General features: G+C 45.3%; 25 protein-coding genes. 13 read left to right on the top strand and 12 right to left on the bottom strand.

Features of this window, described 5'->3' with window-relative positions:
* Window positions 1–19 precede the first annotated feature (19 nt).
* From phrB to L5M40_RS16570, 3 genes are read right to left on the bottom strand one after another with little or no spacing between them, the layout of a single operon-like run.
* Window positions 20–1,522, bottom strand: a complete 1,503-nt coding sequence (gene phrB, locus L5M40_RS16580; RefSeq protein WP_263177041.1) for a deoxyribodipyrimidine photo-lyase — start codon at window positions 1,520–1,522, stop codon at window positions 20–22.
* A complete protein-coding gene (locus L5M40_RS16575) occupies window positions 1,509–2,540 on the bottom strand; it encodes a MerR family transcriptional regulator (protein ID WP_263177040.1) in 1,032 nt (343 codons plus the stop codon). Before L5M40_RS16575 ends, phrB begins: the two co-directional genes overlap by 14 nt.
* A gap of 60 nt (window positions 2,541–2,600) precedes the next feature.
* Window positions 2,601–3,554 (bottom strand): YbgA family protein, encoded by a 954-nt coding sequence (locus L5M40_RS16570; RefSeq protein WP_173243591.1) that lies wholly within the window; start codon window positions 3,552–3,554, stop codon window positions 2,601–2,603.
* Between the two features lie 273 nt (window positions 3,555–3,827).
* Between L5M40_RS16570 and L5M40_RS16565 the strand changes: the two genes are divergently transcribed.
* Window positions 3,828–4,352: a hypothetical protein gene (locus L5M40_RS16565; protein WP_168823022.1), complete on the top strand. Its 525-nt coding sequence runs from the start codon at window positions 3,828–3,830 to the stop codon at window positions 4,350–4,352.
* A 153-nt stretch (window positions 4,353–4,505) separates the two neighbouring features.
* Here the strand turns inward: L5M40_RS16565 and L5M40_RS16560 are convergent, their stop codons facing one another.
* Genes L5M40_RS16560 through L5M40_RS16550 form a run of 3 tightly spaced genes read right to left on the bottom strand, consistent with a single transcriptional unit; the run spans window position 4,506 to window position 6,263 of the window.
* Complete coding sequence (locus L5M40_RS16560) at window positions 4,506–4,790, bottom strand: heavy-metal-associated domain-containing protein (protein ID WP_028761311.1); 285 nt, start codon at window positions 4,788–4,790, stop codon at window positions 4,506–4,508.
* Window positions 4,787–5,104: a hypothetical protein gene (locus tag L5M40_RS16555; RefSeq protein ID WP_309247085.1), complete on the bottom strand. Its 318-nt coding sequence runs from the start codon at window positions 5,102–5,104 to the stop codon at window positions 4,787–4,789. The genes L5M40_RS16560 and L5M40_RS16555 overlap by 4 nt, the downstream gene beginning before the upstream one ends.
* A 16-nt stretch (window positions 5,105–5,120) precedes the next feature.
* Window positions 5,121–6,263 (bottom strand): transglutaminase-like domain-containing protein, encoded by a 1,143-nt coding sequence (locus L5M40_RS16550; protein ID WP_263142407.1) that lies wholly within the window; start codon window positions 6,261–6,263, stop codon window positions 5,121–5,123.
* A 688-nt stretch (window positions 6,264–6,951) separates the two neighbouring features.
* Here L5M40_RS16550 and L5M40_RS16545 point away from each other — a divergent pair.
* The 3 genes from L5M40_RS16545 to L5M40_RS16535 are packed head-to-tail and all read left to right on the top strand — an operon-like array spanning window position 6,952 to window position 10,112.
* Entirely contained in the window at window positions 6,952–8,028 is a 1,077-nt protein-coding gene (locus L5M40_RS16545; protein ID WP_263177039.1) for a porin, read from the top strand.
* 9 nt (window positions 8,029–8,037) lie between these two features.
* On the top strand, window positions 8,038–8,448 hold the full coding sequence (locus tag L5M40_RS16540) for a phosphate ABC transporter substrate-binding protein (protein WP_105251847.1): 411 nt from the start codon (window positions 8,038–8,040) through the stop codon (window positions 8,446–8,448).
* Between the two features lie 44 nt (window positions 8,449–8,492).
* Window positions 8,493–10,112, top strand: a complete 1,620-nt coding sequence (locus L5M40_RS16535; protein WP_168823013.1) for a methyl-accepting chemotaxis protein — start codon at window positions 8,493–8,495, stop codon at window positions 10,110–10,112.
* 112 nt (window positions 10,113–10,224) lie between these two features.
* Here the strand turns inward: L5M40_RS16535 and L5M40_RS16530 are convergent, their stop codons facing one another.
* Window positions 10,225–11,496: an amino acid permease gene (locus L5M40_RS16530; RefSeq protein ID WP_028761316.1), complete on the bottom strand. Its 1,272-nt coding sequence runs from the start codon at window positions 11,494–11,496 to the stop codon at window positions 10,225–10,227.
* A gap of 256 nt (window positions 11,497–11,752) precedes the next feature.
* Between L5M40_RS16530 and L5M40_RS16525 the strand changes: the two genes are divergently transcribed.
* Genes L5M40_RS16525 through L5M40_RS16515 form a run of 3 tightly spaced genes read left to right on the top strand, consistent with a single transcriptional unit; the run spans window position 11,753 to window position 14,145 of the window.
* A complete protein-coding gene (locus L5M40_RS16525) occupies window positions 11,753–12,136 on the top strand; it encodes a RidA family protein (RefSeq protein WP_173243577.1) in 384 nt (127 codons plus the stop codon).
* Between the two features lie 24 nt (window positions 12,137–12,160).
* Window positions 12,161–13,435, top strand: a complete 1,275-nt coding sequence (locus tag L5M40_RS16520) for a serine dehydratase subunit alpha family protein (RefSeq protein ID WP_219251277.1) — start codon at window positions 12,161–12,163, stop codon at window positions 13,433–13,435.
* Window positions 13,436–13,485: 50 nt separating this feature from the next.
* On the top strand, window positions 13,486–14,145 hold the full coding sequence (locus L5M40_RS16515) for a transcriptional regulator (RefSeq protein ID WP_113939392.1): 660 nt from the start codon (window positions 13,486–13,488) through the stop codon (window positions 14,143–14,145).
* A gap of 92 nt (window positions 14,146–14,237) precedes the next feature.
* Here the strand turns inward: L5M40_RS16515 and L5M40_RS16510 are convergent, their stop codons facing one another.
* Window positions 14,238–15,812, bottom strand: a complete 1,575-nt coding sequence (locus L5M40_RS16510; RefSeq protein ID WP_131523621.1) for a hypothetical protein — start codon at window positions 15,810–15,812, stop codon at window positions 14,238–14,240.
* Between the two features lie 227 nt (window positions 15,813–16,039).
* On the bottom strand, window positions 16,040–16,954 hold the full coding sequence (locus L5M40_RS16505) for a DUF368 domain-containing protein (RefSeq protein WP_263173184.1): 915 nt from the start codon (window positions 16,952–16,954) through the stop codon (window positions 16,040–16,042).
* Between the two features lie 224 nt (window positions 16,955–17,178).
* Here L5M40_RS16505 and L5M40_RS16500 point away from each other — a divergent pair, with 224 nt between their 5' ends.
* Window positions 17,179–17,679, top strand: a complete 501-nt coding sequence (locus L5M40_RS16500; protein ID WP_198573750.1) for a hotdog fold domain-containing protein — start codon at window positions 17,179–17,181, stop codon at window positions 17,677–17,679.
* Window positions 17,680–17,890: 211 nt separating this feature from the next.
* On the opposite strand, the gene xapA is transcribed toward L5M40_RS16500, so the two are convergent.
* Window positions 17,891–18,718 (bottom strand): xanthosine phosphorylase, encoded by an 828-nt coding sequence (gene xapA / locus L5M40_RS16495; protein ID WP_263177037.1) that lies wholly within the window; start codon window positions 18,716–18,718, stop codon window positions 17,891–17,893.
* A gap of 135 nt (window positions 18,719–18,853) precedes the next feature.
* Between xapA and L5M40_RS16490 the strand changes: the two genes are divergently transcribed.
* The 4 genes from L5M40_RS16490 to L5M40_RS16475 all read left to right on the top strand — a co-directional run bounded on the left by L5M40_RS16490 (window position 18,854) and on the right by L5M40_RS16475 (window position 22,230).
* Entirely contained in the window at window positions 18,854–19,771 is a 918-nt protein-coding gene (locus L5M40_RS16490; protein ID WP_263256949.1) for a LysR family transcriptional regulator, read from the top strand.
* Between the two features lie 65 nt (window positions 19,772–19,836).
* Window positions 19,837–20,274 (top strand): nucleoside deaminase, encoded by a 438-nt coding sequence (locus L5M40_RS16485; protein ID WP_263177035.1) that lies wholly within the window; start codon window positions 19,837–19,839, stop codon window positions 20,272–20,274.
* A 199-nt stretch (window positions 20,275–20,473) separates the two neighbouring features.
* Window positions 20,474–21,679, top strand: coding sequence for a DUF418 domain-containing protein (locus L5M40_RS16480; RefSeq protein WP_263177055.1), 1,206 nt, complete (start codon window positions 20,474–20,476; stop codon window positions 21,677–21,679).
* Between the two features lie 29 nt (window positions 21,680–21,708).
* The gene (locus tag L5M40_RS16475; RefSeq protein ID WP_263177034.1) at window positions 21,709–22,230 is read left to right on the top strand and encodes a DUF1294 domain-containing protein; all 522 of its coding nucleotides are present in this window, start codon (window positions 21,709–21,711) and stop codon (window positions 22,228–22,230) included.
* Between the two features lie 79 nt (window positions 22,231–22,309).
* Here the strand turns inward: L5M40_RS16475 and L5M40_RS16470 are convergent, their stop codons facing one another.
* Window positions 22,310–22,924, bottom strand: coding sequence for a TetR/AcrR family transcriptional regulator (locus tag L5M40_RS16470; protein ID WP_263256948.1), 615 nt, complete (start codon window positions 22,922–22,924; stop codon window positions 22,310–22,312).
* Between the two features lie 276 nt (window positions 22,925–23,200).
* Here L5M40_RS16470 and L5M40_RS16465 point away from each other — a divergent pair, with 276 nt between their 5' ends.
* Complete coding sequence (locus L5M40_RS16465; protein ID WP_028761329.1) at window positions 23,201–23,680, top strand: HPP family protein; 480 nt, start codon at window positions 23,201–23,203, stop codon at window positions 23,678–23,680.
* A gap of 81 nt (window positions 23,681–23,761) precedes the next feature.
* Here the strand turns inward: L5M40_RS16465 and L5M40_RS16460 are convergent, their stop codons facing one another.
* Window positions 23,762–25,117 (bottom strand): short-chain fatty acid transporter, encoded by a 1,356-nt coding sequence (locus L5M40_RS16460; protein WP_263177032.1) that lies wholly within the window; start codon window positions 25,115–25,117, stop codon window positions 23,762–23,764.
* Window positions 25,118–25,284 lie beyond the last annotated feature (167 nt).

The following is a 25,284-nucleotide window of genomic DNA, read 5'->3' as shown; positions in this document are numbered from 1 at the left end:
TTATTGCTCCTGATCCTATTTATTGGGCCGTGGCCTTTTTCAATACGCCTAATACGGTTAATGCCCTTGCTCTTGCTGCACTGTGCTCGACAATCGCACTTGGATAAGCCGTTTTAGTGTTGAATAACGGCGGTTCAAACAAGGACGGTGTCTGCGCTGTACTGGGTTGATGTAATTGCTTAATTCCCCAAGATGCGAGCTCTGGTAAATACTTACGGATAAAGCTGCCATCTGGATCAAACTTTTCACTCTGGCTTATAGGATTAAAAATACGGAAATAAGGCTGAGCATCGCAGCCACAACCCGCAGACCACTGCCAGCCGCCATTATTCGCGGCTAAGTCACCATCAATCAGTTTTTGGCGGAAATAGCGCTCGCCCCAGCGCCAGTCAATCAGCAGATGTTTAGTCAGGAAACTCGCCACCACCATACGCAGCCGATTGTGCATCCAACCCGTTTGATTGAGTTGGCGCATAGCCGCATCCACAATCGGATAGCCAGTACGACCTTCACACCAAGCAGCAAACTCCTGCGGGTTATTACGCCACTGCACATGGTCGGCTTGACGATTGAAATTGTGATTCTTAGATAAATCGGGAAATGCCACCAGCAAATGACGGTAAAACTCACGCCAAGTAAGCTCATTTAACCAAGTACGAGCAGGGCTAGTGTCGTCGACAATCACCTCAGGGAATTGATGCAGTAGCGCGGCAACGCATTGTCTTGGGCTCACCACACCAATGGCAAGATAAGGTGAAATTGAGCTAGTACCATCAATGGCGGGGAAATCCCTATCTTGCTTATAATCCTGCACTTTCTGCTGAATAAATGCCGAGAGCAAACGCTTTGCCTGCCCTTCTCCCGCAGCCCAAAGTTCACTCGACACTTTAGTGACATTGTTAAACAAAAGCGGCTTTGGCTCGGCCAACACAGGTCCAAGTGGCGCCGGAACAGGAAGCGGCAAAATGGCATGGCGGGCGGCAATTTCTCGCCACTTACGGCTAAAAGGAGTGAAAACCTTGTACATGTCGCCGGACAAATTCAGCACAGTGCCCGGCTTAAGCAAACAATGCTCATCGGTTAACACCAGAGGAATCCCCGATTGAATACAGGCTTGGTCGCGCTGTTGCTCGTTAATCTCAGGCTCGCGACCAGCAAACACTCGACCAATCCCCTGTTGCTGGCAATAGTGACCGATAAACTCAGGTACATCAGCAAAGGTATCTAACTGAATTAACTCGAATCCAATACCAAGACTCGCCAGCCCTTGGGCAAGTAGATTGATATGACGTTCGATAAAATCCAACTGAATGGGCGCAACGTCATGGCGCTGCCACTGAGCTGGCGTAGCAATGTAAATGGCCTTAAGTGCCACGCCATTCTCCCGCGCCCAATCGCAAGCGGCGGTTAATGCCTGATTATCGGCAAGGCGTAAATCTTGGCGAAACCACATCAGCGCATTATTGCCCTGCACTTTTATTGGAATTGAATCTATTGGCATTGAATCGTTAGCTAATATCATTGTTTTTCTCGCTATTTATCTGCTCGCTTTGATTCACGGTATTCATCTTTCCACTGTGCTTACGACTTCTATTCACCTTCCCCGCTAAACGAGATGGTATTTTCCCAATCAAGTCCGTCGTCGAAGACGCCAAAAAAGCAGATAAAAAGCTTAACGTTGGCGCAAAAGGACCCATAAACCAGCATGGGAAAGTCATTTGCTCCAATACAGTCAGCATTTCAGTCTGTTCAGAACCAGAATGATTTGAGTCGGGAATAAGCAAAAGTGCATCGACGTTAAGCCTGCCTCGCAGCAAAGGTAAACTGCCCATGGCTTGCTCGCCAAGATCAATAACCGATACCCGCAACGACGCTAACTCGAGCGATAGAAGTAGAGAAAACAAAATGTTAGTGCGGGTGGAATTAAGCGAGGTATGTACCCCACGGGATAGACTCACCACAGCGATTCTCGCCGTCACGGCCTGTCCATTAAAGGCATGACGTCCACCCACTCGGTTAAGTAACTCGCTCTTTAACCAAGCAATAATCAACTCGGCATCGAGCCGCTCATTCACTAAGTCCTCGAGTTGATTAAGCCAAGGTTGTAGCAACTTTTCTTTCACCAATTGGAAAGGATATAAGCCAAATGCATCATCTAAAATCTGCTGTAATTTGTGCTGATTGAAGTCGAATAATGCCGTATTAAGCGCAGTGACTTGCTCGCACCATAAATCAATGGCTTGAGTTTGAACTATTTCTGTAAACGAAGATTTAGCAGCACTCATCAGCAAAGGTTTAACCTTACTGATCGCAACACCTTTAGCTAGCCATGCATTAATCTCATGGATTTCTTGGATATTTTCACTCGTATATAATCTGTGTCCCTTGGGTGTACGTGCAGGGATCACCAAGCCAAAACGGCGCTGCCATGCCCTTAAGGTCACGGCATTCACGCCCGTTAAGGCCGACACTTCACCGATGGGGAGTAATATCTCACCATTGGGTTCTGTGTGGGCCGTGTTCTCTATAGTTTGTTTCATATTTCAGTAATAACTCACTAAATCAAAAGCTAAAATCAACTGAATGCGATTAGGTAAACGTTAATAGGCATAGCGCAGCTTTAACGCCTCAGGATGAGGGTTTAAGTACACTTGCTCTTCAATATAAGGTGTTGGAAATTCGCGTAAATAATGGTTAATGAGCGTGATAGGTACTAATAACGGCAATAGACCTTGGCGATATTTCATAATCGTTTCAGACAGTTCTATCTTTTGCTCTTTGCTCAAATGCTTTTTAAAGTAACCCTGAATATGCTGCAGCGTACTAGTATGATTTTTACGGGTCGCATTAATTTTCAGCGCCGTCATAAAGCCTTCAAAGTAGCGGGTCGCGCTTTGCTCAAGATCCTCAATATTGGCCACTATCGGCCCAAGCTCGCGATACCATGTCGGGCTGTGTGCCATTAATAGGTATTTATAGCGGGAATGAAACTTCACTAACTTATGCTTAGTCAGCCCTTCATGTTTCATCAGGTGCCAATCGTGATAGGCATAAACGCGGGTGAAAAAGTTCTCCCGCAGCACCATGTCATGCAAGCGGCCTTCTTCTTCCACGGGCAATAGTGGATATCGTTCCATCAACTTGCGAGCAAATACACCAATGCCAGACTTAGAACCATTGTTAGTGCCAATTTTATACTCTGTTACCCGCTCCATGCCGCAGGTTGGCGACTTAGCGCAAAGCAAGTATCCGCCAAGGAAATCGAGCTCTTCAACCTTGTTTTCGCTGTATTCATTGAGCTTATCGGTCACATCTAAGCTACCGTCACCACTCTGAACTAAGATGGTTTCCCCATCACGGACTAGTCGGATACTTTTCCGGGGTGCACCTAAGCCAATCGCCATTTCAGGACAGATGGGCACATAATCGAAAAATTGCTTAATCTCTTGATTACAATAGGTCGAATTTTTATGTCCGCCATCAAAACGAACCTTCTCCCCTAATAAGCAAGCACTGATCCCAATCTGAATTCGCTGCGGGTTAAACTTGTACATAAGTCGACTCCTTGTATCACTATGCTTCTAATTACGGACCATAGTTGTACAAGGATCAAGTTTTTGTATAAATATTTTTTAAAAGTATCGTTTAACAGTGACTCCTGATAAATCAACCACAAATAAACCTAACTTGGCCTATAACTTGCTAATTCAAATTGCAAAGTTGTCATCAGATAATATTGAAACGTCCAGCAACACCCATTAGTTAACCGCTCAACATTTTAAACCGCAGGTGGCCAAGGGACAGATTCATATATAAAGGAGTCGAATATGAGCACAATTAACCCCAATAGTTATACCAATACCTTTGCGAAAAGTTATGCCAATGTGCCACTCAAGCAAGTCGAGCCGGGCACAAATGGCCTAGGAACTCGTGCAAATTCAATGACGGCGGCGAATCTAACTTCATCAATAAGCCAAGATTCTGTAACGCTCTCCTCTGCAGCATCGGTAACGACTGCCGATACCTATAGCCATCTGGCCCCTAACGCTAAACAAGGCTACACGGGTAATGTGCAAGCCATTGCAGGCACGCCTGAACCAGACAAAAGCATCAACAGGTTGGACAAAGCCATGCAGGCTATTTTAGATAACCGTACAGGAGTCGATAGGGATAAAATTAATAAGATAGATGAAGAAATGGCGAAGGTTGCAGCCGATGAAAATCTATCTGAAGAACAAAAAGCCAAGCAACTAGAATTACTGCAAGCGCAAAAATTGGATCTGATTAAAGAATCATCGGAGAAAAATGAAGAGCGGCAACGTCGTATCGAGTCCGAGGTGTATTACAGCTAACGAAGAAATGACCCGCAAAGGAAAAAATTGGCAGTGAAGGAAGTAACAAGTGGGATACAGAGTGTATTTTCTCGGTGAAATATCAGTCTAATCATTTGAAGCTAGACTGATATTTTATAATGTCACTCAATCCGTTACTAAAGACACCAACGCTTAGGATTGTTTTTCTACCTTATTAATACTGCCCTTATACCCAGTTTCGTCGACGGCCTTAAGCAAACTATCTAGATTAAAATCCTCTGGCACTGTCACTAAGGCTTGCTCCGTTTTTAACGAAGCCTTGGCCTTAATCACCCCATCGGTTTTACGCAGCGCTTTATTCACGACAGTGACACACAGCGGACAAGTCATGCCCTTAACATCTAAGGTGACCAGCACGTTTGCCGCCCAGCTCGACGCTGAACACAGACTTAAGGCGAGAAATAACACTAACTTCATTCAAGCACCTCTAATAACCAAGGTAATACAAAAGGATATGACTGAAATGCCAGCACAACAGGTACAGTTAACCAGTACAGCCACAGCATCTGAGTACGACTCAACGTCGCGGTACACAGTGGCTTTTTAGCAAAATAGAGCCGCCAAAATCCCATCAGAATCAGCCCAGACGACAGTATCAACATGGGTACTTGCAGCCAGCTAAGTTGCTCAATCCCCGATAGACTTGCGGCCGACACCCCGAACACCAGATAAATAAGCGGTGCAATACAGCATAGGCTTGAAGCAACCGCAGCAACCACTGCGGCGGCCATAGTCGCTAAGATGCCCTTAGCGTTGTTCGGTTGACTGGTAGTCATAGGCAAACACTTTAGGCTCATAATAGTTCACGGGATCGCCATCAACTTCGGCATAAGGGTAGCCAAAGTTATTCAGTGGTGTCTGCTCGGCTTCAGGGAATAAATCAAAGTCGCGGCCATAGTTAAAGCCAACCCAGTTCATTTCCCAATTACCAAAGAGGTAATCATTCACGGCCTGAACTGCGGGATCGCTGTGTTCTTTTTTCTCCGTCAAACGCATTTTTGTCACATCGGCGGGATCGGCTGGCAACCAACCATAACCCGCTAAATAGAACATAGCGCGACAATGTTGACCACCACTGACATCGGCAACCCCTTTGTCATCGGCACTACCAAAGGCCTTTTTAGAGTATTCGCCCATCTTGATCGCCTGACCTAAGCGAATCCCAAACATCTCACGGGCAGGGATCCCCACTGCGCGCATTAGCGCCACAAATACTGAGTTAATATCGGTACACTTACCGCCTAACTTGCCACTTTCGAGGATACTTGCTACATCACCCGTACCACAGCCAATCACGCTATTATCGCGAAACATATTAGCGCTAACCCAAAGATAAATCAGTCGTGCTTGCTTCAGTGGTTCAGTCTCGCTGCCAACGATCTTATCTGCTGTTTGCTTCACAATACCATTAATCGGCATGTGTTTAGTCGGCAGCAAATAACGTTCAACATCTGCAGGATAATGTATCTGCTCTGGGGTGCGGTAATGGGTTAAGGCGCCGCTTTTAACGGGTTCCCAATCTATCGTTTCAATATCAAGCTCAACCGTTATTGTCATGTTCGCTTTGGCATCGGGCCAAGTCGCAAACAGGGTTTTGGCGCCATAACTGTTGTTTGAGCTGATATAGGCGTCTTTAAAACTACCCGTAAAATTCAGCTGACTCACCAATTGGAATTGCGTGTCTTCGGGCAAAGGGATCCACAACTTAACCACACCCTCAGACCCTTCTGGGGCAATAAGATGGTAAGTATTGATTAAGGTAAAACGGCGGCGTCCATCGCTTGAGCCATGTTCAACGACACTCGATTTAGAGGAAGATGCTAGTACTGGCGTGATAAAACCCGCAGTCGACAAAATAGCCGCACTTTTTAAAAAATTGCGTCTTTGCATTATGAAATTCCTTTTATTGGATCATATTTAGGAAGAAGAGAAACTCAACATAAGAGAGCAAGATTATAGGTGCTACAGCACTGTGCAGCAATCAAGCCGCTAACCATACAGTATAAAACCACGACATCGGAGAAAAAGACTCAGTAAAATATGCTACAGCGCTGGCATACACATGAAAATGGAATAAATATCGACGTTGACTTAACAAGCATAATCAATGATAGACTTAGAGCATTTTTATGTAAAAAAAATTTTAGTTTAATAAAAAAGTATCAATTACGTTATTTTTATAATCTAAAGGCTAAATAACAACCATATTTAGCTTTGACTAATGTTGTTAATAAAGATAATTATCTCACCACTTTTCACTCAAGCTTTGAGTCTCTCATTTAGCAAAATCAGTAATATTCTTTGGCAAATTTTCGAAACAGTTTTCAGGGAGATCACAGTCTCACCTGAACAGTTTAATGGTATGGCTGAGTAATCATTCCAAATTTAGAATATTGAACTTACAGTTTTGACTTAAGTTAGCTCGAATTACCTAACGCTTTTTACTCATAAAATATCAAACTTATCTTTCAAAATGGGAGCCAGACCACCATATTGCAAAAATGTTTAATAAAAGTTTGCGTATGTTTGTGCCTGTTCTAGGCTTAAAAACGAATATACTCACTTAAAGGGCTTTTTTATGAAACATAAGCTTTCATTAGGTCTTTGCTCACTTTTGCTCAGTTCTACCGCTTATGCAGAAGTCAACATTTCAGGTTTTGCCTCAGTTGTTGCTGGTCAAGTTCTCGAAGGTTCGGGCGTTGCAGAGTTTGATTTAGGCCCCACCTTTCTCGCCGATTATCCACTCGTTGGCGCCTATGATGAAGATATTAGTTTCAAACCCGATACCTTATTTGGTATTCAATTCTCAGCGGATTTACTCGAAGGTTTATCTGCCACTGCACAGGTTGTTTCCCGCGGGGCTGATGACTTTTCGGCAAGTTTTGAATGGGCTTATCTGTCCTATGAGATCAATGATCATTGGACAGTACAAGGAGGTAAAAAACGCTTACCGCTCTACTATTACAGTGACTTTTTTGATGTTGGATATGCTTATCCTTGGATACGTCCACCCGCAGATAATTACACATGGCAAATATTTAACTACACAGGTGTCAGCGCCTTATATAACTATTTAATTGGCGACTGGACTATGTCTGGACAAGTCTATTACGGTAGCGAAGATAGCGAACCTAATAAGCTTTTATCTGATTTTTTCTTCCTCGAAAATACCCGAGAAGTATGGAAGGATATAGGCGGTCTTGTTGTTCAATTCAACAAAGATTGGTTAGATATTCGCCTCACGCATATGCAATACACTAACGAACGTTATATTGGTGGTATTCAGCAGGAATGGAATGGTAGCAACCAACGTACGGGTAAGTTTTATGGCCTATCCGTTAATATAGATTATGAGAATTTCCTTTTTTTATCTGAGCTTAACCGCTTAGATCTCGATGGGAGTAATCTAGATACTTATCTTCTCTCGTTCGGCTATCGTATCGATTCAGTGATGCCTTACATTTCCTATTCAGACTTCAATGATGGTGAAGGCGGTGAAGTTCACCATACAAGTTCTGCAGGTATACGTTGGGATTTCCATCCTTCGGCGGCCTTTAAAATTCAGTATGATGACGTTAAAGATGACGGTGGCCCAGGTATGAAAGTCGCAGGGGATTCGAAATCCATCAGTCTTGGCATTGACTTAGTATTTTAGGAGAGAGAAATGAATAAGTTACTTTGCTTAATCCTACTCAGCTTAGTCTCAATGCCACTATTTGCGGGTGTGGTTGTCATCGTTCATCCCAGTAATGCAGACACTGTCGACCAAAAGGTTATTGAAAATATTTTTCTAGGAAAAACAAAGACCTTTCCTGGTGGAGCGCAAGCCGTGCCGGTCAATCTTGACAGTGCTATGCCCTTAAGGGAAACCTTTGATACTAAAGTGCTGGGCAAGTCATCCAGCCAACTTAAGTCATATTGGTCACAAAAAGTATTTACAGGCAAAGGAACGCCACCCAAGGAAGTCACTAGTGGGGCGGAGATGATAAAATTAGTTGCATCGAACCCCAATATTATTGGCTATATTGATAGTAGTGAGGCCAATGATTCGGTAAAAGTTATTGCCGAGTTTTAGATTGGAGTGCCGAGCTCAAGCTCGGCACAACTTGGGGGCAAGGGATGAATTTCTTTAATGATATTTCTATTTTTAAAAAAGTTATCGCGATATTTATTTTAGCTGTCATCATTTTCGCTTTAAACTTAAGCATTAGTGTCATCTCCATAAATAAAAATCGCACCACACTTAATTATATGGAGCAGCAAGTTTACCAAAGAGTTGAACTCGCCAATCAAAACGTGTTTTTTATCCAACGACTCGATGAACTTTACACTCAATCGGTTTCTTTTGCCGACGAAGACCTGTTAACAAATGCAGGTACTATGTATGAATCTTTACGTAAAAACCTACAACAATTAGATAGTGTCGATCCCTCACAAGCCAATAAACTCAGCAATCTATCCGCTAAATTAACCCGCTATAACGACATGACGATTAAGCTGGCTAAAGGCATGTTGGCGGGTACGATTGATATGGCAAACATTGGCCAGATCAGCCAAGAAAAATCCCAAGCCTATGAAGCTGTACTTAATGAAATACAAGATTACAAACAAAGCAAAGTACTCGAATTTAAACAATCGATAAAAGAAGCTGGCGACAGATCTGCGCAAAGTTTGTGGCTCACCCTCTCCATCGGCATCGCTTTGCTGATCGTGATGTTGATTGTCACTATTGCCATAGCACGCGCTATCAGCTCATCTGCGCGTAATGTCGCCCAGTCACTGAGTGAGCTGGCCGATGGAAAAGGCGATCTTAGTCATCAGCTCAAAGTATCTGGTAGCGATGAACTCGGCCAAGTATCAAGTAACTTCAATCGATTTCTTCGCTTGCTCGGAGATTCTATTCGAAGGGTGGTGAATGTTACCGATCCCTTACTTGATAGCTCGCGCTCACTCAAACAGCGCATGGAAGATGCGACGCATGCCACCCAGCGGCAAAGCCATGATGCCAGCGCAGTACAAGTCTCAATGGAAGACATGCGTCACTCTGTCATCGAAATCTCGCAAAATGCCCGCCAAGCCGCCAGTGCAGCACAGGTCGCGGAGAAAGAAGCGATGCAAGGTATGACAGTCGTTCAGCGCACAATCGATATTTCACAGCAATTAAATACAGGAATTCAGGCGGCTTCTAACTCAATCAACGAGCTCGCCAGAGATACTGAAAATGTCACTTCTATCTTAAATGTGATTACCTCTATTGCCGAGCAAACCAACCTGTTGGCACTTAATGCCGCCATCGAAGCCGCCCGCGCGGGTGAGCAAGGACGAGGCTTTGCCGTAGTCGCTGATGAGGTTCGCGCTCTCGCCTCTAAAACAGCCGATGCAACCACTGAAATTCGCCATGTGTTACAAAACCTTAAAACGGCGGCCATTTCCTCGGTCAATACCATGAATGTGGCGATGTCGAAGTCATCGGAAAATGAAACCAATGCTCAAAATACAGGGAGTGCACTGAAATCAATTCAACAGCAGATTGTCAGTATCAATAGTATGAATACTCACATTGCCTCGGCAACGGAAGAGCAAGCCTCGGTTGCTTCTCAAGTGGTCGATAACGTCGTCAATATGAATGCTTCATTTGAACAGACATTGCAAATTCTGTCGCAGGTTCGCAATGTTTCTGAGGGATTAGTCGATTTTGCCGATGAACTGAAAAACGCCACATCTCAATTCAAACTTTGACCATAGAGCATTATCGAAATGATTGCTCAACATAGAAAACCGGTATTGAGTTTACACTTAATACCGGTTTTTAATTCCTTAAAGCTTATCTTTTTGTACCACTTTATCCGTGTTAACTAAACGCTAAGAAGGGGGATACGCACAGCAATAAGCCTGTGATAATAATGATATACAGCGACACGCCCTTGTACTTATGTAATGCAGGTACTTGGTACACTAAATAAGCGGGGATCAAACAACCGACTAAACCAAAAATTGGACTACAAATCGACGTAAAGCTCAGCACTGGCGCATTCAACACAATCGCGCCCCAAGATAATAGAATGGTAAAAATCATAATGCCGTAACCCACAAGCTTTTTGTTGATACGATCTTCAGGCATATAACGGCGCAGCATGTTCATGGTCAAACCTTGGCAAGCTTCCCTAAAACCAAGATATACGCCAAAGTAAGCCGTCATCACCGCAAAAATATTCAAGGTTAAACTCAGCAATTTCAGTGTTTGTCCCTGCATACCTTGGGCAACCATAGCAAGAGCCGAGATATTTTCTTCCGATGCACGCACGGCTTGATCATGACCCATTGCCAGCGTGAATGACACTGCATAGAAAAACACCACGACAAACAAGACTCCAAAGGCAATATTCATTGCGCGCATCGCTTTAAAGCGCGCTACCGCAAGGGATTTTTCCCGCGAACGGTATGAAATCACCATAGGGCTTAAACTTTGAATAAACAGAATCGATGTTAGCGTAAAGGGCAGCATAACGACCGCATCTTTTAACCAATCTCCCGTGGCTGGGATAGCGCCGATATTATTGATATCCCATTTATCCACCATCAATAACCCTAGCACGGCGACAACGCCCAACTTAGTCAGTACCATAAAAGTAGAGATCTTAAACAAAAGATTCTCACCGCGGGAGGCTAAAGCAACAAGACCGCAGATCAAGGCTAAACCATAGAAAGGATTTTCTGACAATAACGCTTTAGTGACCCCAAAACTTTGCAAAAATGAAGCACTGTCGTTTGTAATGGCCGTTGAATAAACGAACACCCAAATGACCAGCATGATGAAATACAAACCACCCAACAACATACCCCAGTTTTTACCTAAGTAACCCGAAATCACACTCGGGTAATCCTTACATTCTGGAGATTCTGCTAAGGTATTGATAAACAACCGTTGGAACATATACATGGCAGGATAGCCAATAATGCCAGACAGTAAGAAAACCCATAACCCCATCAAACCGACCTGCACAGGCAAGAATACGATCCCCGCGCCAATCGCCATTCCGATACTCATGATAATCCAGCCCCAATCCGTACTATCGAAGCGGGTATCTGCTTTCCACTGTGCAGCAGTAATTGTTGCATCCATCATTTCACCTTTACCTAGTTGGTATTATTTTGTGCAAATATATTTGAACAAAACGAACTCAGCAATCAAAATACTCAACTATTGTTGAACAAAGAGTTAAAGCTCACAACTTGACTGAAAACGAGATAAATAGCGCACAAACTGCAGTGACAAATGAAATTCATTAAAAAATAATTGCAATAAAACATAAAAATACAAATAATGTTGCACATACGCCGACCTAGGCATTCAATTTTATTTGCAAGTTGGAGAGACAATGAAAACCATTATTCACGCAGAACGTGCTCCCGCGGCCATTGGCCCTTATTCCCATGGCACAGCCTATGGCAACCTCATTTTTACCTCTGGCCAACTCCCTGTTTGTAAAAAGAAAGGCAGCGTAGTTGACGGTGGAATTACTGAGCAATCGATTCAATCATTAGAGAATCTCAAATACGTGCTCGAAGCGGGTGGTGGCAGCTTAGAAACGATTCTTAAAACCACTTGTTATCTTGCAGAGATCAGTGACTTTGCCGCCTTTAACGAAGTGTATAAAACCTATTTTAAAACCGACTGCCCAGCTCGTAGCTGTTTTGCAGTGAAGGACCTTCCGCTGGGCGTTAAAGTAGAAGTTGAAGCGATAGCACACGTTAAAATCTAAGCATTAACATAAGGTTGTAAGCTCATGAAACCCCAATGGCAGCAGTATATTCAAATCATTAAACAAGTGGTTAAGCCCGCATTAGGCTGCACAGAGCCCATCGCCGCCGCTTACGCCGCCGCCGTCGCCCGCGCCTTGCTGGGTGTTGAACCCGATTCAATAGCAGTACAAGTGTCTGACAATCTTTATAAAAACTCTATGGGCGTGTTTGTACCTGGCACTGGCAAAATCGGTCTGGCAATTGCCGCTGCAGCAGGCGCCATTGCGGGTAATCCTGATGCGGGCTTAGAAGTATTGGCCGTGATCACGCCAGAACAAGTCGCCAGAGCACAGGCCCTTATCGATGCGGGCAAGGTGACGGTCGAGCGCACCGAAACAGCAGAATTTATCTATTGTTGTGTCATCGCTAAAAAAGGCGACCGCGAAGCCTTAGTAAAAATCTGTGGTGGCCATACGCTTATTGCCGAAAAGTGCCTCAACGGCGAATCCGTCTTTAGTGTCGATAGCACGCAAGCTAAAGCCACTGGTTCCATCTGTGAAGGCGTGGATATCACTATCGAGTCCATTTATCGCTTCGCCCAAGAAGTCCCCTTCGAAGAGATCAAATTCATCCTCGAAGCCTCTGAGCTAAACGGCAAATTATCCGATGAAGGCATGGCGAATCCCTATGGGCTTGAAGTCGGCCGCACCATGAAAAGCGGCATAGCCGCCGGCATTATCGGTGAAGACTTACTGAATAAAATCGTCATGTTAACTGCTGCAGCATCCGATGCTCGCATGGGCGGGGCGAACTTGCCCGCCATGAGCAATCTTGGTAGTGGTAATCAAGGCATAGCGGCAACTATCCCTGTGGTATTGACGGCACAATGCTATAAGGTTTCGGAAGAGAAACTCGCCCGCGCCTTGATTATGAGCCATCTAGGGGCGATTTATATCAAGTCCCATTACCCACCACTGTCGGCATTTTGTGGCAATACAGTCACCAGCGCAGCAGCTTCTATGGCCATGGTGTATTTAGCTGGTGGCTCGTTCGAACAATCCTGTTTCGCGATTCAAAACGTGATCAGCGACAGCTCTGGCATGGTGTGTGACGGCGCTAAAGCGTCCTGCGCCATGAAGGTTAGCACTTCATCCAGTGCGGCCGTGCGCTCATTTTTGATGGCGCTCAGTAGTCACAATGTCTCAGGCCAAGGTATTATTGCTACCGATGTAGAGAAAACCATTAAAAACATTGGCAAAATGATCCTCAATGGCATGTCATCCACAGATGTCACTATTATCGATATTATGTCGGCATGATGATTTTAACCCGCTGAATATTGGCGGGTTAATAACTAAAGGTTGAAATTGTGAAACTGCAAGATTTAACGCAAAGTGATCTGGATATTCTGAAATCCATCGAAAATATCGTCGATGGCATCGCTGCCATGTATGGTCAACACACAGAAGTGGTATTGCACAGCCTAGATGCGAAACATCCGTCTGTGGTCAAAATTGCCAATGGCCATGTCACAGGCCGTGAAGTCGGAGCTCCAATAACCAACCTTGCCTTGCTCAAGCTCAAAACCGGTCAGGATATTTCCAACTCTTACCTGACTAAATGTGCCAATGGTAAGACGCTAAGATCAATTACGACGGTGATCCGTAACAGTAAAAATCAACCCATAGGGTTACTGTGTATTAACAGCGACATGGATGCACCACTGCAATCAGTACTGCGCACTATGATGCCAGAGCAACTCCTTGGCAGCGAACTGACCAGCTCGCCCGAGGTGTTTGCCCGCAATATCGATGAAGCGCTCCATAGCACTATCGACAGTGTGAACCATGAGGTTCGCGCGAATCCCGCGATTTCACCTTCACAAAAGAGTCGCGAAATCGTCAATCAATTGCATGAGTTAGGGATTTTCGAACTCAAGGACAGTGCCCAAGTCGCGGCCACTCGATTGGGGATTTCAGTGCATTCGATTTATCGCTATCTGCGGGAAATCAAAGCCAATCAAGCTTAAAGCGAGAAAAAACTCGCCTAAATAGAAAGGGCTAAGGTGTAAATAACCTTAGCCCTTTCGTTTTATTATTTTTGCACTTGTGATTGCGCTTGTTATTGCGCAGCTCGTCCGCTAAAGCCCATCATATTCCATGCCTGCACTGTGCCATCGGCCATTAAAGCAATGGCATCGAGCAAATTACTACGAATGTCGCGCATTTGGCTCAAATCAACGGCTTGTTTATCTAATGTTAACGCAGCCTCGCCTCCCATCCACACCGCAATCGAACCATCTTGGCGTTTAACCGTAAACCCTAAGCCTGTCGGGAAAATATCCGTTGCTTGGGTGATTTCAGTTTTGGGTCCAGAGTGGCCATCAACCACAGTGCCATCCTGTTTTAAAAAGGCAAACTCCCGCTCATAAGTCACCACTTTGCTCACCTGAGTGACTTCTTGATAGCGTGGTTGCTTGTCTACCAAGTCCCAACCTTCCCAAGCAATGGCCGTATTATCCCTGCGTAACGCGACAAAACCCTCCTCAAAGGGATAAACCTTGTACACTTTTTGCAACTTATCCTGTAGGACTGATGTATCGGCACCATTGAATTTACTGCCCCATACGTGCAGTTGACGACTGATGGTTAAGGCGGCAAATGCGCCACGATTTGCATAAATATCAATCACTTTATTGGCGCGTTTTGTAGTAGATAAACGCGCTGGAAACGCGACGTGATACTCAGTCAATTCGCCCTCACCCCAGGTATATACGCTGCCATCCGCCAGCAGCGCCGCAAACCCATGATCCGTGTTGACAACTTTCACGGCAGGCGCTAATTGGCTGAGTTTTGCCAGTTGTTCGTGGCCTTTTTGATCATCGCTGACCCCGCCCCAAGACACTAATTTTCCCGTCGCAGTCCTCGCGGTAAAAGCATTATTGTTGGCATAGAGCAGATCGACATGGTTAAGCTCAGAGGCCACGTGGCGACTATCGCCACCATAAGCGGCATCGCCCCAAGTCACTACTGCTCCCCCCAGCTTTAAGGCAGCAAAGGCACCTTTATTAATCAACACAAAATCAATATTGGTCATCGCAGGCGCAGCATATTGACCCGAGAGCAGTTCGGCTGGTGTTGAATCCAGATTAGACCAACTGACTACGCTACCATCTTGTTTGATGGCCGCATAAAGCCCTTCTGCCAACACAAAAGAACGAACGCCTGTCAGCACTTGCTTCATCCCCATCCCCCAAGGGATAAGTTTGTCATCACGGGTTAAGGCCGCAAAACCACAGGTATTCTCCGCCGCGTATAACTCTTTTACATTAACCAGAGGCTCTGCGGCATTATTGATATCGCCACCACATTCAGCATCGCCCCATGCCACCACAGTACCGTCTTGCTTGAGTGCCGCAAATGCACTGAGATTACTGTAGATTTGACTCACTTGGGCTAACTGGGCAGGCATAGGGATTTTGGTAGAATCGTCGGCCACCTCAAGATTGCTCGGAATGGACGTTAATGAATTATTCGCGGCGGATGGTGATCTGTGAGCCAATATCGTGTCAGAAATTTGCTGTTTTAATTCGGGCGATATATCAGAATCTTGTTTATCTATGAGTAAGTTAACCACATGACCCAAGGCAAAAATCGCCAGCGCTACACCGCCCCACGAGACCTGTTTTTTATCCACAAGTATATCCTTATCGTAACTGCAAACTCTCACTGAGTTTAAACTGGAACATAACGTCGACTGAGTACGCTAAATGTGAACTGTGATTGTAACCAAAACAGGGCTAAAATGACATTGCCCTAAAGTCGAAAGCTGACCTGATTCAAGTAAGATGAGCATATGAGCAAAAAAATAAAAGCAGCGTATCTCGCTGCTTTTATTGAATATGATGTTGAGGTAACAAAGGGCTAATCTCTTTTGCCCACTTTCTCTAACCCCCAAACCAGTGCAATCGCCGCTAACATACACACAATGGCTAACATCAGTTGTGAGGGCTGACCCGTTACTTGCTCAAAATTAAGCGGGGAAATATTTTGCTCTAGCAAAGGTACTTGTTCGCCGTGGGAGTTGGTCCGCCAAGTTAAGATTTCTTTCCATGGCCAAATTTTACCTAAGGTACCTAACATTAATCCGGTTAGAAACACGATAGTGGCATCATGGTATTTACGCAGCAGCGCCGACAATAAATGGCTGAACGTCAGTAATCCCATCACGGCACCAGCAGCAAAACAGGCCAAAATATCCAGCTGAATATTTTTAGCGGCAGCGAGGACCACAGGATATAACCCTAACAATAATAAGATGAAACTGCCTGAAATTCCTGGCAATACCATAGCGCAAATCGCAATCGCGCCGCCGAAAAAGATATTCATGTAACTGGCTTCTACCGCGACCGGATTCAGCACAGTAATCGCCCATGCAGCCAGCACACCAAGCGCAAATAAACCTAAACGTGCCACAGTGAAACCACTCACTTGCTTAAGCATATGCACGACAGAGATAAGAATAAGCCCAAAAAAGAACGACCAGATCGGGATGGGATGTACCGCCAACAACCAAGAAATCAGCTTCGCAAAGGTAAAAATACTGGTCAGGATCCCCGCCAGCAGACTCACTAAAAAGCCACCATTAATATGGGAAAATGCCCCTTTTATGCCCTGCGACTTGATTACGCCCCAAAGGGAAGGATTAATGCGTTTTACACTATCGAGCAAAGTATCGAGAATACCGGTAATAAACGCTATGGTGCCGCCCGAAACGCCAGGCACAACATCAGCAGCGCCCATGGCCATTCCCTTAAAATACGTCAGCAAATATTTCACTGTGAGTCCTTGTAGTTAAATCAACATGCCATTGCCGCTACACGACAAATTGGCCGCAATTATACGGTGTTACACTTAAAACCGCGAAATGAAGTTTACTTAATTAAGCCGACTGGTATTTGTTGTTATCCTAATGTTACACTCATCCGACCAGAGCAACCCAAGCTCAACTTGGAACAGGCTCAAGATAACAACACCCCTTTGCACCATTATTAAGGATGACCATGAGCCAGACAGACTCTTCTAGCACTGCAGAACAAAAACCTAATAAAGTGCTCGCGCTCTACCACAAAACTCGCCGTTATCCCTTCGGCCAAAAACTGTTTTCAATCATGGTTTCACGCATGGCGCCCTATTTCGGCACCATCAAACCACTGATCACTGAATTACGCCTTAATCATTGCGCCTGTTTAATTAAAAAACGCCATGCCGTTCATAATCATATAAAAACTGTGCATGTGATTGCGATTTGTAATGGTCTAGAAATGGCCATGGGCGTGATGGCCGAAGCCTCTATTCCAAAACATTTACGTTGGATACCTAAGGGCATGAGTTTGGATTATACGGCTAAAGCAGGCAGCGATATTTTATGTGTCGCCGAAGTGACCCCAGAGCAATGGACTCCCGGCGATATGCTGGTCCCCGTCACCGCCTACGACACCCAAGGAGTGGTTGTGGTGAAAGGACATATCAAATTGTGGATTTCAGAAAAACCGCAAAAATAAACGCTTTGAATCAAGACTTACACTTAATGTCAGCATTTAAAAAGGGAGCTTTGCTCCCTTTACTTTTTAACCTTCAGCCGTATTTCGCAAAAACATTCGGTGAACTGAATTGCGCGGCGCCTTGCTCGCTCACGTTTAAGTACGAACTGTTAGATACGAGCTTTTAAAATCCCAGCCCTATCGCAATATAGCTGCACCGTTATGCAAAATATTAAGCGAAATGGCTTGCGGTAAATTGCTCAATTAAACGGATAAAGTCGGCTTCAGCAAGCTTGGCACACTTTAAGGTTTGTTCATGGGATAACTGCACGTCCCCCAATCCTTCTGCCATATTGGTAATAGCGCACACAGCCAACACGGGCAAACCACAATGCGCCGCCGAAATCACCTCTGGCACCACGGACATTCCCACTACATCGCCACCGATAATTTGCATCATGCGGATTTCAGCCGCGGTTTCAAAACACGGGCCAGAGTAAGACACAAAGACCCCTTGATTCACTTCAATGCCTGCGGCTTTTGCGACACTTAAGGCTTCTACTCTCAGATCTTTATCATAAGCATTGGCTAGGCTAAAAAAGCGTGGGCCGTAGTTATCATCATTTGCGCCCGTCATGGGCGTACCCGGCATAGTATTGATGTGATCGCTGAAAATCACTAATGATCCCACGCCGATCCGCTCTGGCCGTAATGAACCCGCAGCGTTAGTCACGAGTAACAATTCACACCCTAACCGTTTGAAAGTACGCACAGGCGTCGTCATCACCTTCATGCTTTGGTGCTCGTAAAAATGCCCGCGGCCTTTCATGCACACTATATCGATGCCATGTAAGCTGCCGAGCACAAGCTCTCCAGAGTGGCCGACGACGGTACTCACAGGAAAGCCGTCTAACTCTTCATAGGGGATCACTACTTTGTTATCTAAATTATCGGCAAACGCGCCAAGCCCTGAGCCCAAAATCATAGCAGCACGGGGAGAGAAATTCGGTTTACAGGCTCGAATCGTCGCAAGGGCATTAATAACAGGATCATGGCTCATACAAGGTACCTCATAGCAAAAGAATGAAAGAGTAAGCGACCCTCAGTATAAGCGGGCTTAGGATTGCAAATAATCGCGATTAACCGCACTATTGTGCTGATAAAAAGGACAATAGCTGAAAATAGTGAGCCTAAAATGAGCACGATAAACGCATCAGAACTCGTCACCTTGAAGATGCTGCGGTATTTTCATCGAGTGGCTGAAGTGAAAAACTTTAGCGCTGCCGCCGAACAACTGCATCTATCGAAATCTCCGCTGAGCGCACAAATCAAAGAGTTAGAATCGCTCCTTGGCGTTGAGCTGTTCACCCGCAGCACTCGTCAGGTCGAGCTCACGCCCTATGGCCAATTGTTAAGAGAGAAGTGCGAACAAATATTCGAGCTGGTGAATACCTCATTGGAACAAGTGGCTCAGCTTGGGCGACTCGATAGAAACCATATTCGGATTGGCATCATGAGCTCGCTGTTTTGGATGGGATTTGGTGACATACTGAAAAGCTTTCGCAAGCAATGCCCTGATAATGAGCTGATATTTCAAGAGTTATCACCTGAAACTCAAAAAGTCGCCTTAGCACATCAAGAAATCGATTTTGGCCTAGTGCGCTACGCCGACACCTTAAATTTGCCGCACCTTCTCGCCGAAACCATCACCAGCGAACCTATGGTGTTAGCACTGGCAAGTAAGCATCCCTTCGCTAGACGTAAAAGCATCGACTTGAGTGAACTCAAAGATGAGCCCTTTACCTTACTCAGCCGTGCCAATTCCGCCTCTAGCGATTTGATTATCGCCAGCTGTCAGGCCGCAGAATTTATGCCGCAATTAGTACAGGAAATGGTCGAGCCCAATAGCTTGATGGCTATCATCGCTGGCGATAACAGGGTATCCATAGTGCCGCAAAGTTATGCTTCACAACCTTGGCCTAGGGTAAAGTTTATTCAGTTAAAACAAACCATCCCCGCCGATATCTGCCTGATTTATCGGCCAGAAATGGCTTCTCTGCCAATTCTCGATAGCCTGAGGGACTTATTGAAGCAACAAATCAAAACCATTTAGATTGTCTCCCAAACGAGTGCTATGCTGAGTTCAATACTCAGGGTTCATATTTTAAGGATATCAAGATGGATGAATTTTTAGCGGCAGCCATTGAAGAAGCTAAGCAAGGACTCGCCGAGGGCGGCATCCCCATTGGTTCGGTATTAGTGATCGATGGCAAAATCGTCGGGCGCGGCCACAATAAACGGGTACAAAAAGGCAGTTCAGTACTGCATGCCGAAATGGATTGTCTCGAAAATGCCGGCCGATTTAGCGCCGCCGAGTACCAAAGGGCGACCTTGTATTCCACCCTATCGCCCTGCGATATGTGCAGCGGCGCAGTATTACTTTATGGCATACCAAAAGTCATCGTCGGTGAAAACGCTACCTTCCAAGGGCCAGAAGCCTATGTAAAATCCCGCGGCGTGGATGTCACTGTGGTCGATAATGCCGAGTGCAAACAATTGATGCAGGACTTTATCGCCAGTCATCCCACACTCTGGAACGAAGATATCGGCGAGTAATGGTTCGACAGTCTTCTCAATCCGTTTCTGCATTTTTGTATTTCACTTTTTACGTTGGCGCTAGTTCACTTTCTACCTTTCCTGTATTTTACTTTTTGTGTTGACTGTATTTCATTGGAGGCTAGCGCCTGCTAGGCTAGCCCTCCCAAATCCCAGTGAAAAGTGGAACATGTCTACTAGCGAAAGGAACTCAGCTAACGTGCCAGCCAACTTACCTAAAGACCCTTGGTCAAGATCAGACTCCACGCAGCCTGTTGTAATGACGATACCCGCACAGCGTAATGCCAACCTCGATGCTATTCGCGGTTTAGCTGTGTTGGGGATATTTTTTATGAATATCTATTTTATGGGCATTACTTTTTTTGGCTATGCGCCCCATGAAACACAGCCGCTGTCGGATCACATTATCAAAGTGTTCAGTAACTTTTTCATCGAGGCACGCTTTATCAGTCTATTTTCCATCCTGTTTGGTGTCGGGCTTTTTATTCAATATCAGCGATTTAGCGCCAAAGGCCTAGAAGCTTATCCCCTACTGCGATCACGTTTAAAATGGTTAATTGTATTTGGCCTACTCCACGGCATTTTTATTTGGTCAGGTGATATTTTATTCACATATGGCATTAGTGGATTTTTAGCTTTGTGTTACAAAGATTTAAGTGTTGAAGCCCTTAAGCGCAAAGCGAATATTTTTATTTTAAGCGCCTTAGTTATCATTACGCTGGTTAGCCTTACGGGCAGCGATGAACCTTTCACTCGAGAATCGAGTCTATTTGCAGAGCAATACAGTGCATGGACCTCTGGCTATGCCGACCAACTGTTACTGCATTTGATGCAAGTTGGCTATATGGCACTGGTGATCCCTTTTACCATAATGTGGTTTACGGCTGGCTTGATGTTGCTCGGCATGGCTTTGTATCAACAAGGGACTTTTGAGCAAGGTTTTAGCAAATCGGTACTGGTGAAGTTAGTGCTAGCAAGCGTAACGCTATCACTGCTTGATACCATCTTAGGTTTAACGAAAAATACTATTCTTGTTGCGTTTTCAGATGTGTTAATCATGCTAAGTGCTATTCCTATGGCGCTGATTTACATCCACATTATAGTTAAGGTTTGCCAGAATAATCCTAATATACTGACTCCGTTGCAAAATGTAGGCAAACTCGCGTTTAGTCTCTATATTCTGCAATCCATCATTGGCGTGTTAGTGTTTAGACACTTAGCTCCCGAATTGCTATTGAGCTTAGATAGATGGGGATACATGGCCATGGCGCTGGTTTATTCAGTAGTGCAATTACTGTTAGCCAGCCTGTACTTACACTATTTCAAACAAGGGCCGCTAGAGAAACTGTGGCGCCACCTCGCGTTTAAAAAATACACGGAATCACAAGAACACAAGCAAGCTTAAAAACACTGACACGAGATTGATACCAGATAATGACAAACAAAAAAACTACCAAAACGGGCAACAGCGCTTCACCTCAAACCAATCGCCCGCAAAAGAATCGAGCACAAAGCGGTCGCGCTCAGAACAGTCGCACAAAGAACAATCGCGCCCAAAGTAGCCGCACTCAAAAATCCAATACAGCCGCTTCAGGCTCAAGCCTTATGCCGCTGTTATTGGTGGTGATTTTTCTTGCTGGCTTAATCGGCGCAGCGCAGCAACATATGCTGCCAGTCGGGATTGCGGGCATGTACCTCACACTAAGCCTGCTCACCTTTATCGCCTATGCCATCGATAAATCCGCCGCTAAACGTAATAAATGGCGCACTAAAGAAAGCACATTACATCTGCTCGCCCTCATGGGCGGTTGGCCAGGCACTCTATTTGCCCAAAACCTGTTAAGACACAAGTCCATTAAAGCCTCATTTAGAAACGTCTTTTGGCTCACCGTTGTCGCTAACTTAGCCGTGCTGGGTTATGGCATAAAAACCGGCGCCGTAGATATGTTTATCTAATGCTCTTATTTAAGGGCTTTTATACAAAGGCCTTTATATGAGGCGCCTTATCTAAGAATCGCTATCTAAGGGTGGCACTCTAAGCAGCATGAGTCGCGGTATCGATCAACTGATCAACCACAGACAACGCCAACAGTGCTGACTGAGTGTCACCTTTTAGTTGCGCCGACACTGTCGCACCCTCTTTGAGTAAACCTATTGCTGCAACGAGAAATTGGGTCTTGGCTTCTGGCAAGCCCAATGCCGATACTTGCTGTTCAATTAAACTCGCCACTCGCAGTTTATGCAGGGCGCAGAGTTGGTGCACTGGATGGCTCGGCTCAGTAAATTCGGCGCTGACATTGATAAAAAAACAGCCGCGAAACTCACACAGTTGCGGCACTCTTTGATTAAACCAATCATCGAGCGCGATAAATAACCCACCAATGCCCTCCCGTCCCGCTGGCAATGCGTTCACTCGCTCGCTAAGCCATTGATAAAATACCTCATCACGATAGCGAACCACGGCTTCAACTAACTCATCTTTACTGGCAAAGTGGTGGTACAGAGTTTTTTTGGCGATCGCCGATTCCTGCAGAATCTGATTAATCCCCACCCCATGCACACTTTGAAAATAAAACAGTTTAAATGCGGTAATGACCAATTGCTGCCGTTTATCCGATGGCGTACCTGTCTGAATCTCAGTGCCCTGCATCAACTCATTCCTCTTCTTTGGTAAACATTCGTTAGCAAATTTTAGCTAACAAATATGAGTCCTATCTTCTCACGAGTAGACAAGTCAGTCTACTCGTGAGAATATCCACAGAGGTAGACAGATCTGTCTTCCTCGGTAACTAAATTAAGTTAATAGTGAAATCAAGAGTGAACACGGAACACCACAGCATGTTAGCGGCGATGGTTTGCTGAACATTCACGTCCACAATTCATGATCAAAATAAGGGCTTAACACAAGCCATTAATGGGAGAAAAGATGCAAAGAATCATTCCACAGAATCTAAAGATGGCCTTGCTCGCAGGGTGTGGAGCCACTTTGTGTATCAGTAGTTTAGCGACGCTTGAACAGCTAACACCGCAAACCATTTGGTTGATGGCCCCCTTTGGTGCCACTATGGTGTTGTTGTTTGCCTTGCCAGAAAGTCCACTCGCTCAACCGAGAAACATTCTCTGCGGCCACTTACTCACGAGTTTGGTTGGACTGATAATTCTAAATACTTTAGGAGTCTCCCCGCTAGCCTTAGGGCTTGCGGTCGGATTAGGCATAGCGGTTATGATGCTAACCCATACTGTGCATCCACCAGCGGGAGCGAATCCTCTGGTCGTTATGCTCACGGCGCAGCACTGGGATTTTCTGTATATGCCCGTCGCCAGTGGTGTTGCGCTCATTCTGGCTTTTGGTTGGCTATATCACAACTTACTTTGCCGCCGGCAATACCCACAAAAGTGGTTTTAATCATTCATCACCAATAAAAAAGGGCAATTTAAAATTGCCCTACACTTTCTCTAAAATGCAAAATTGGCTGTCACTTTGCCTTTAGAACCAGCTCAACGCGATACTGATAATCACGCCAGTGATCATCAATTGCATTAAACAAAAGCCCATAATATCCCGCGCTTTTAAGCCTGCAATCGCCAGCACGGGCAGTGCCCAGAAAGGTTGAATCAAATTAGTCCACGCATCTCCCCAAGCAACGGCCATTGCGACCCGAGCGACATCTGCACCTAAAGCCTGTGCGGCGGGTAACATAATCGGTGCCTGCACCGCCCATTGGCCACCTCCCGATGGCACAAAAATATTCACAATTCCTGCACTGATAAAGCTCCAAAATGGCAGGCTCTCGGCGCTAGCGATGGCCACAAAACCTTCCGAAATACTTTGGGCTAAACCCGATTGCACCATCACAGCCATAATGCCCGCATAAAAGGGAAATTGGATAACAATACCTGCGCCGCCCTTAATGGCCTCATTCAAACTGGTTAATAAACTGCGTGGTGTTTGATGTAAAAGGATGGCGAGGAACAGGAATAAGAAGTTCACTAAATTGAGGTTTAAGCTGCCGCCCTGCACCCAAAAGTAATAACCTAAGTATACAAGCCCAGCGCCACCGACGCTCCAGCCGAGTAAACGGCTATTTTCTAACTTATCCGCAGGACGGCTTTCAGGCTGACGCTCGCTCATATTTGCAGAGTTAAGCTCTAACGCCGAAGAATCAAGTTCAGCGTCTTTGTCATCAAGGGCGCTTGGGTCGACATAAACACTGTCTTTTTCTTCTGGCAGCATAAAGCGATTTACTAAGGGCATGACCACAAACAGAATTGCCACTAACAATAAATTATAACTCGCGAAAATGGTGTCACTGGTGGGGATGATACCGATTTGCGATTCAGAGAAATGCCCCACCGTCGCTATGGTTAATGGGATCGAACCCGCAAGCCCACCATGCCAAACCACAAAGCCGGAATAGGCGCTGGCGACCAGCAGCCGATAATCCACTTTTACTTTGCGAGCTAAGGCTTGGGCAAATAACGCGCCCACCACTAGCCCAAAACCCCAGTTAATCCAACTGGCGGCCAGTGACACCAAAGTCACTAAAATAATGGCTTGTGGTGCCGACTTAGCCAATCCAGCAATGGCATCGAGCAGCTTTTTAATCGGCGGGGAGCTTGCCAACATAAATCCTGCCACCAGCACTAACAGCATCTGCATCGAAAAACTTAACAGCGTCCAAAAGCCATCACCCCAATAATTGATGACTTCCAGCGGGGTTTTATGTTCGGCAACCACAGCAGCAATTAATACGACTAAGGTAAGTAAAAGCACGAAAATATAAGGATCGGGTAGATATCGGTCGACGAGTTTGACCAGAGGTTTTGCCGCTTTGTTTAACATAGACTTTCCTTGTTTATTATCTGAACTAAAACGTCAACACGCCCTAGTTCTTATTTGTTTTTATTGAATTTTTATTGAGTCTTAAGCCCACAGATTAAGCGATCTCTAAAGCAGGATAAAGTCTTGAGGGAGTTTTTAACGGTTTGAACTGGTAGCACCAGATATCC

Source organism: Shewanella sp. SM68 (assembly GCF_025653925.1).
GTDB lineage: Bacteria > Pseudomonadota > Gammaproteobacteria > Enterobacterales > Shewanellaceae > Shewanella > Shewanella oncorhynchi.
The sequence above is the reverse complement of the archived record's forward strand: the minus strand, read 5'-3'. Positions and strand labels throughout refer to the sequence as shown.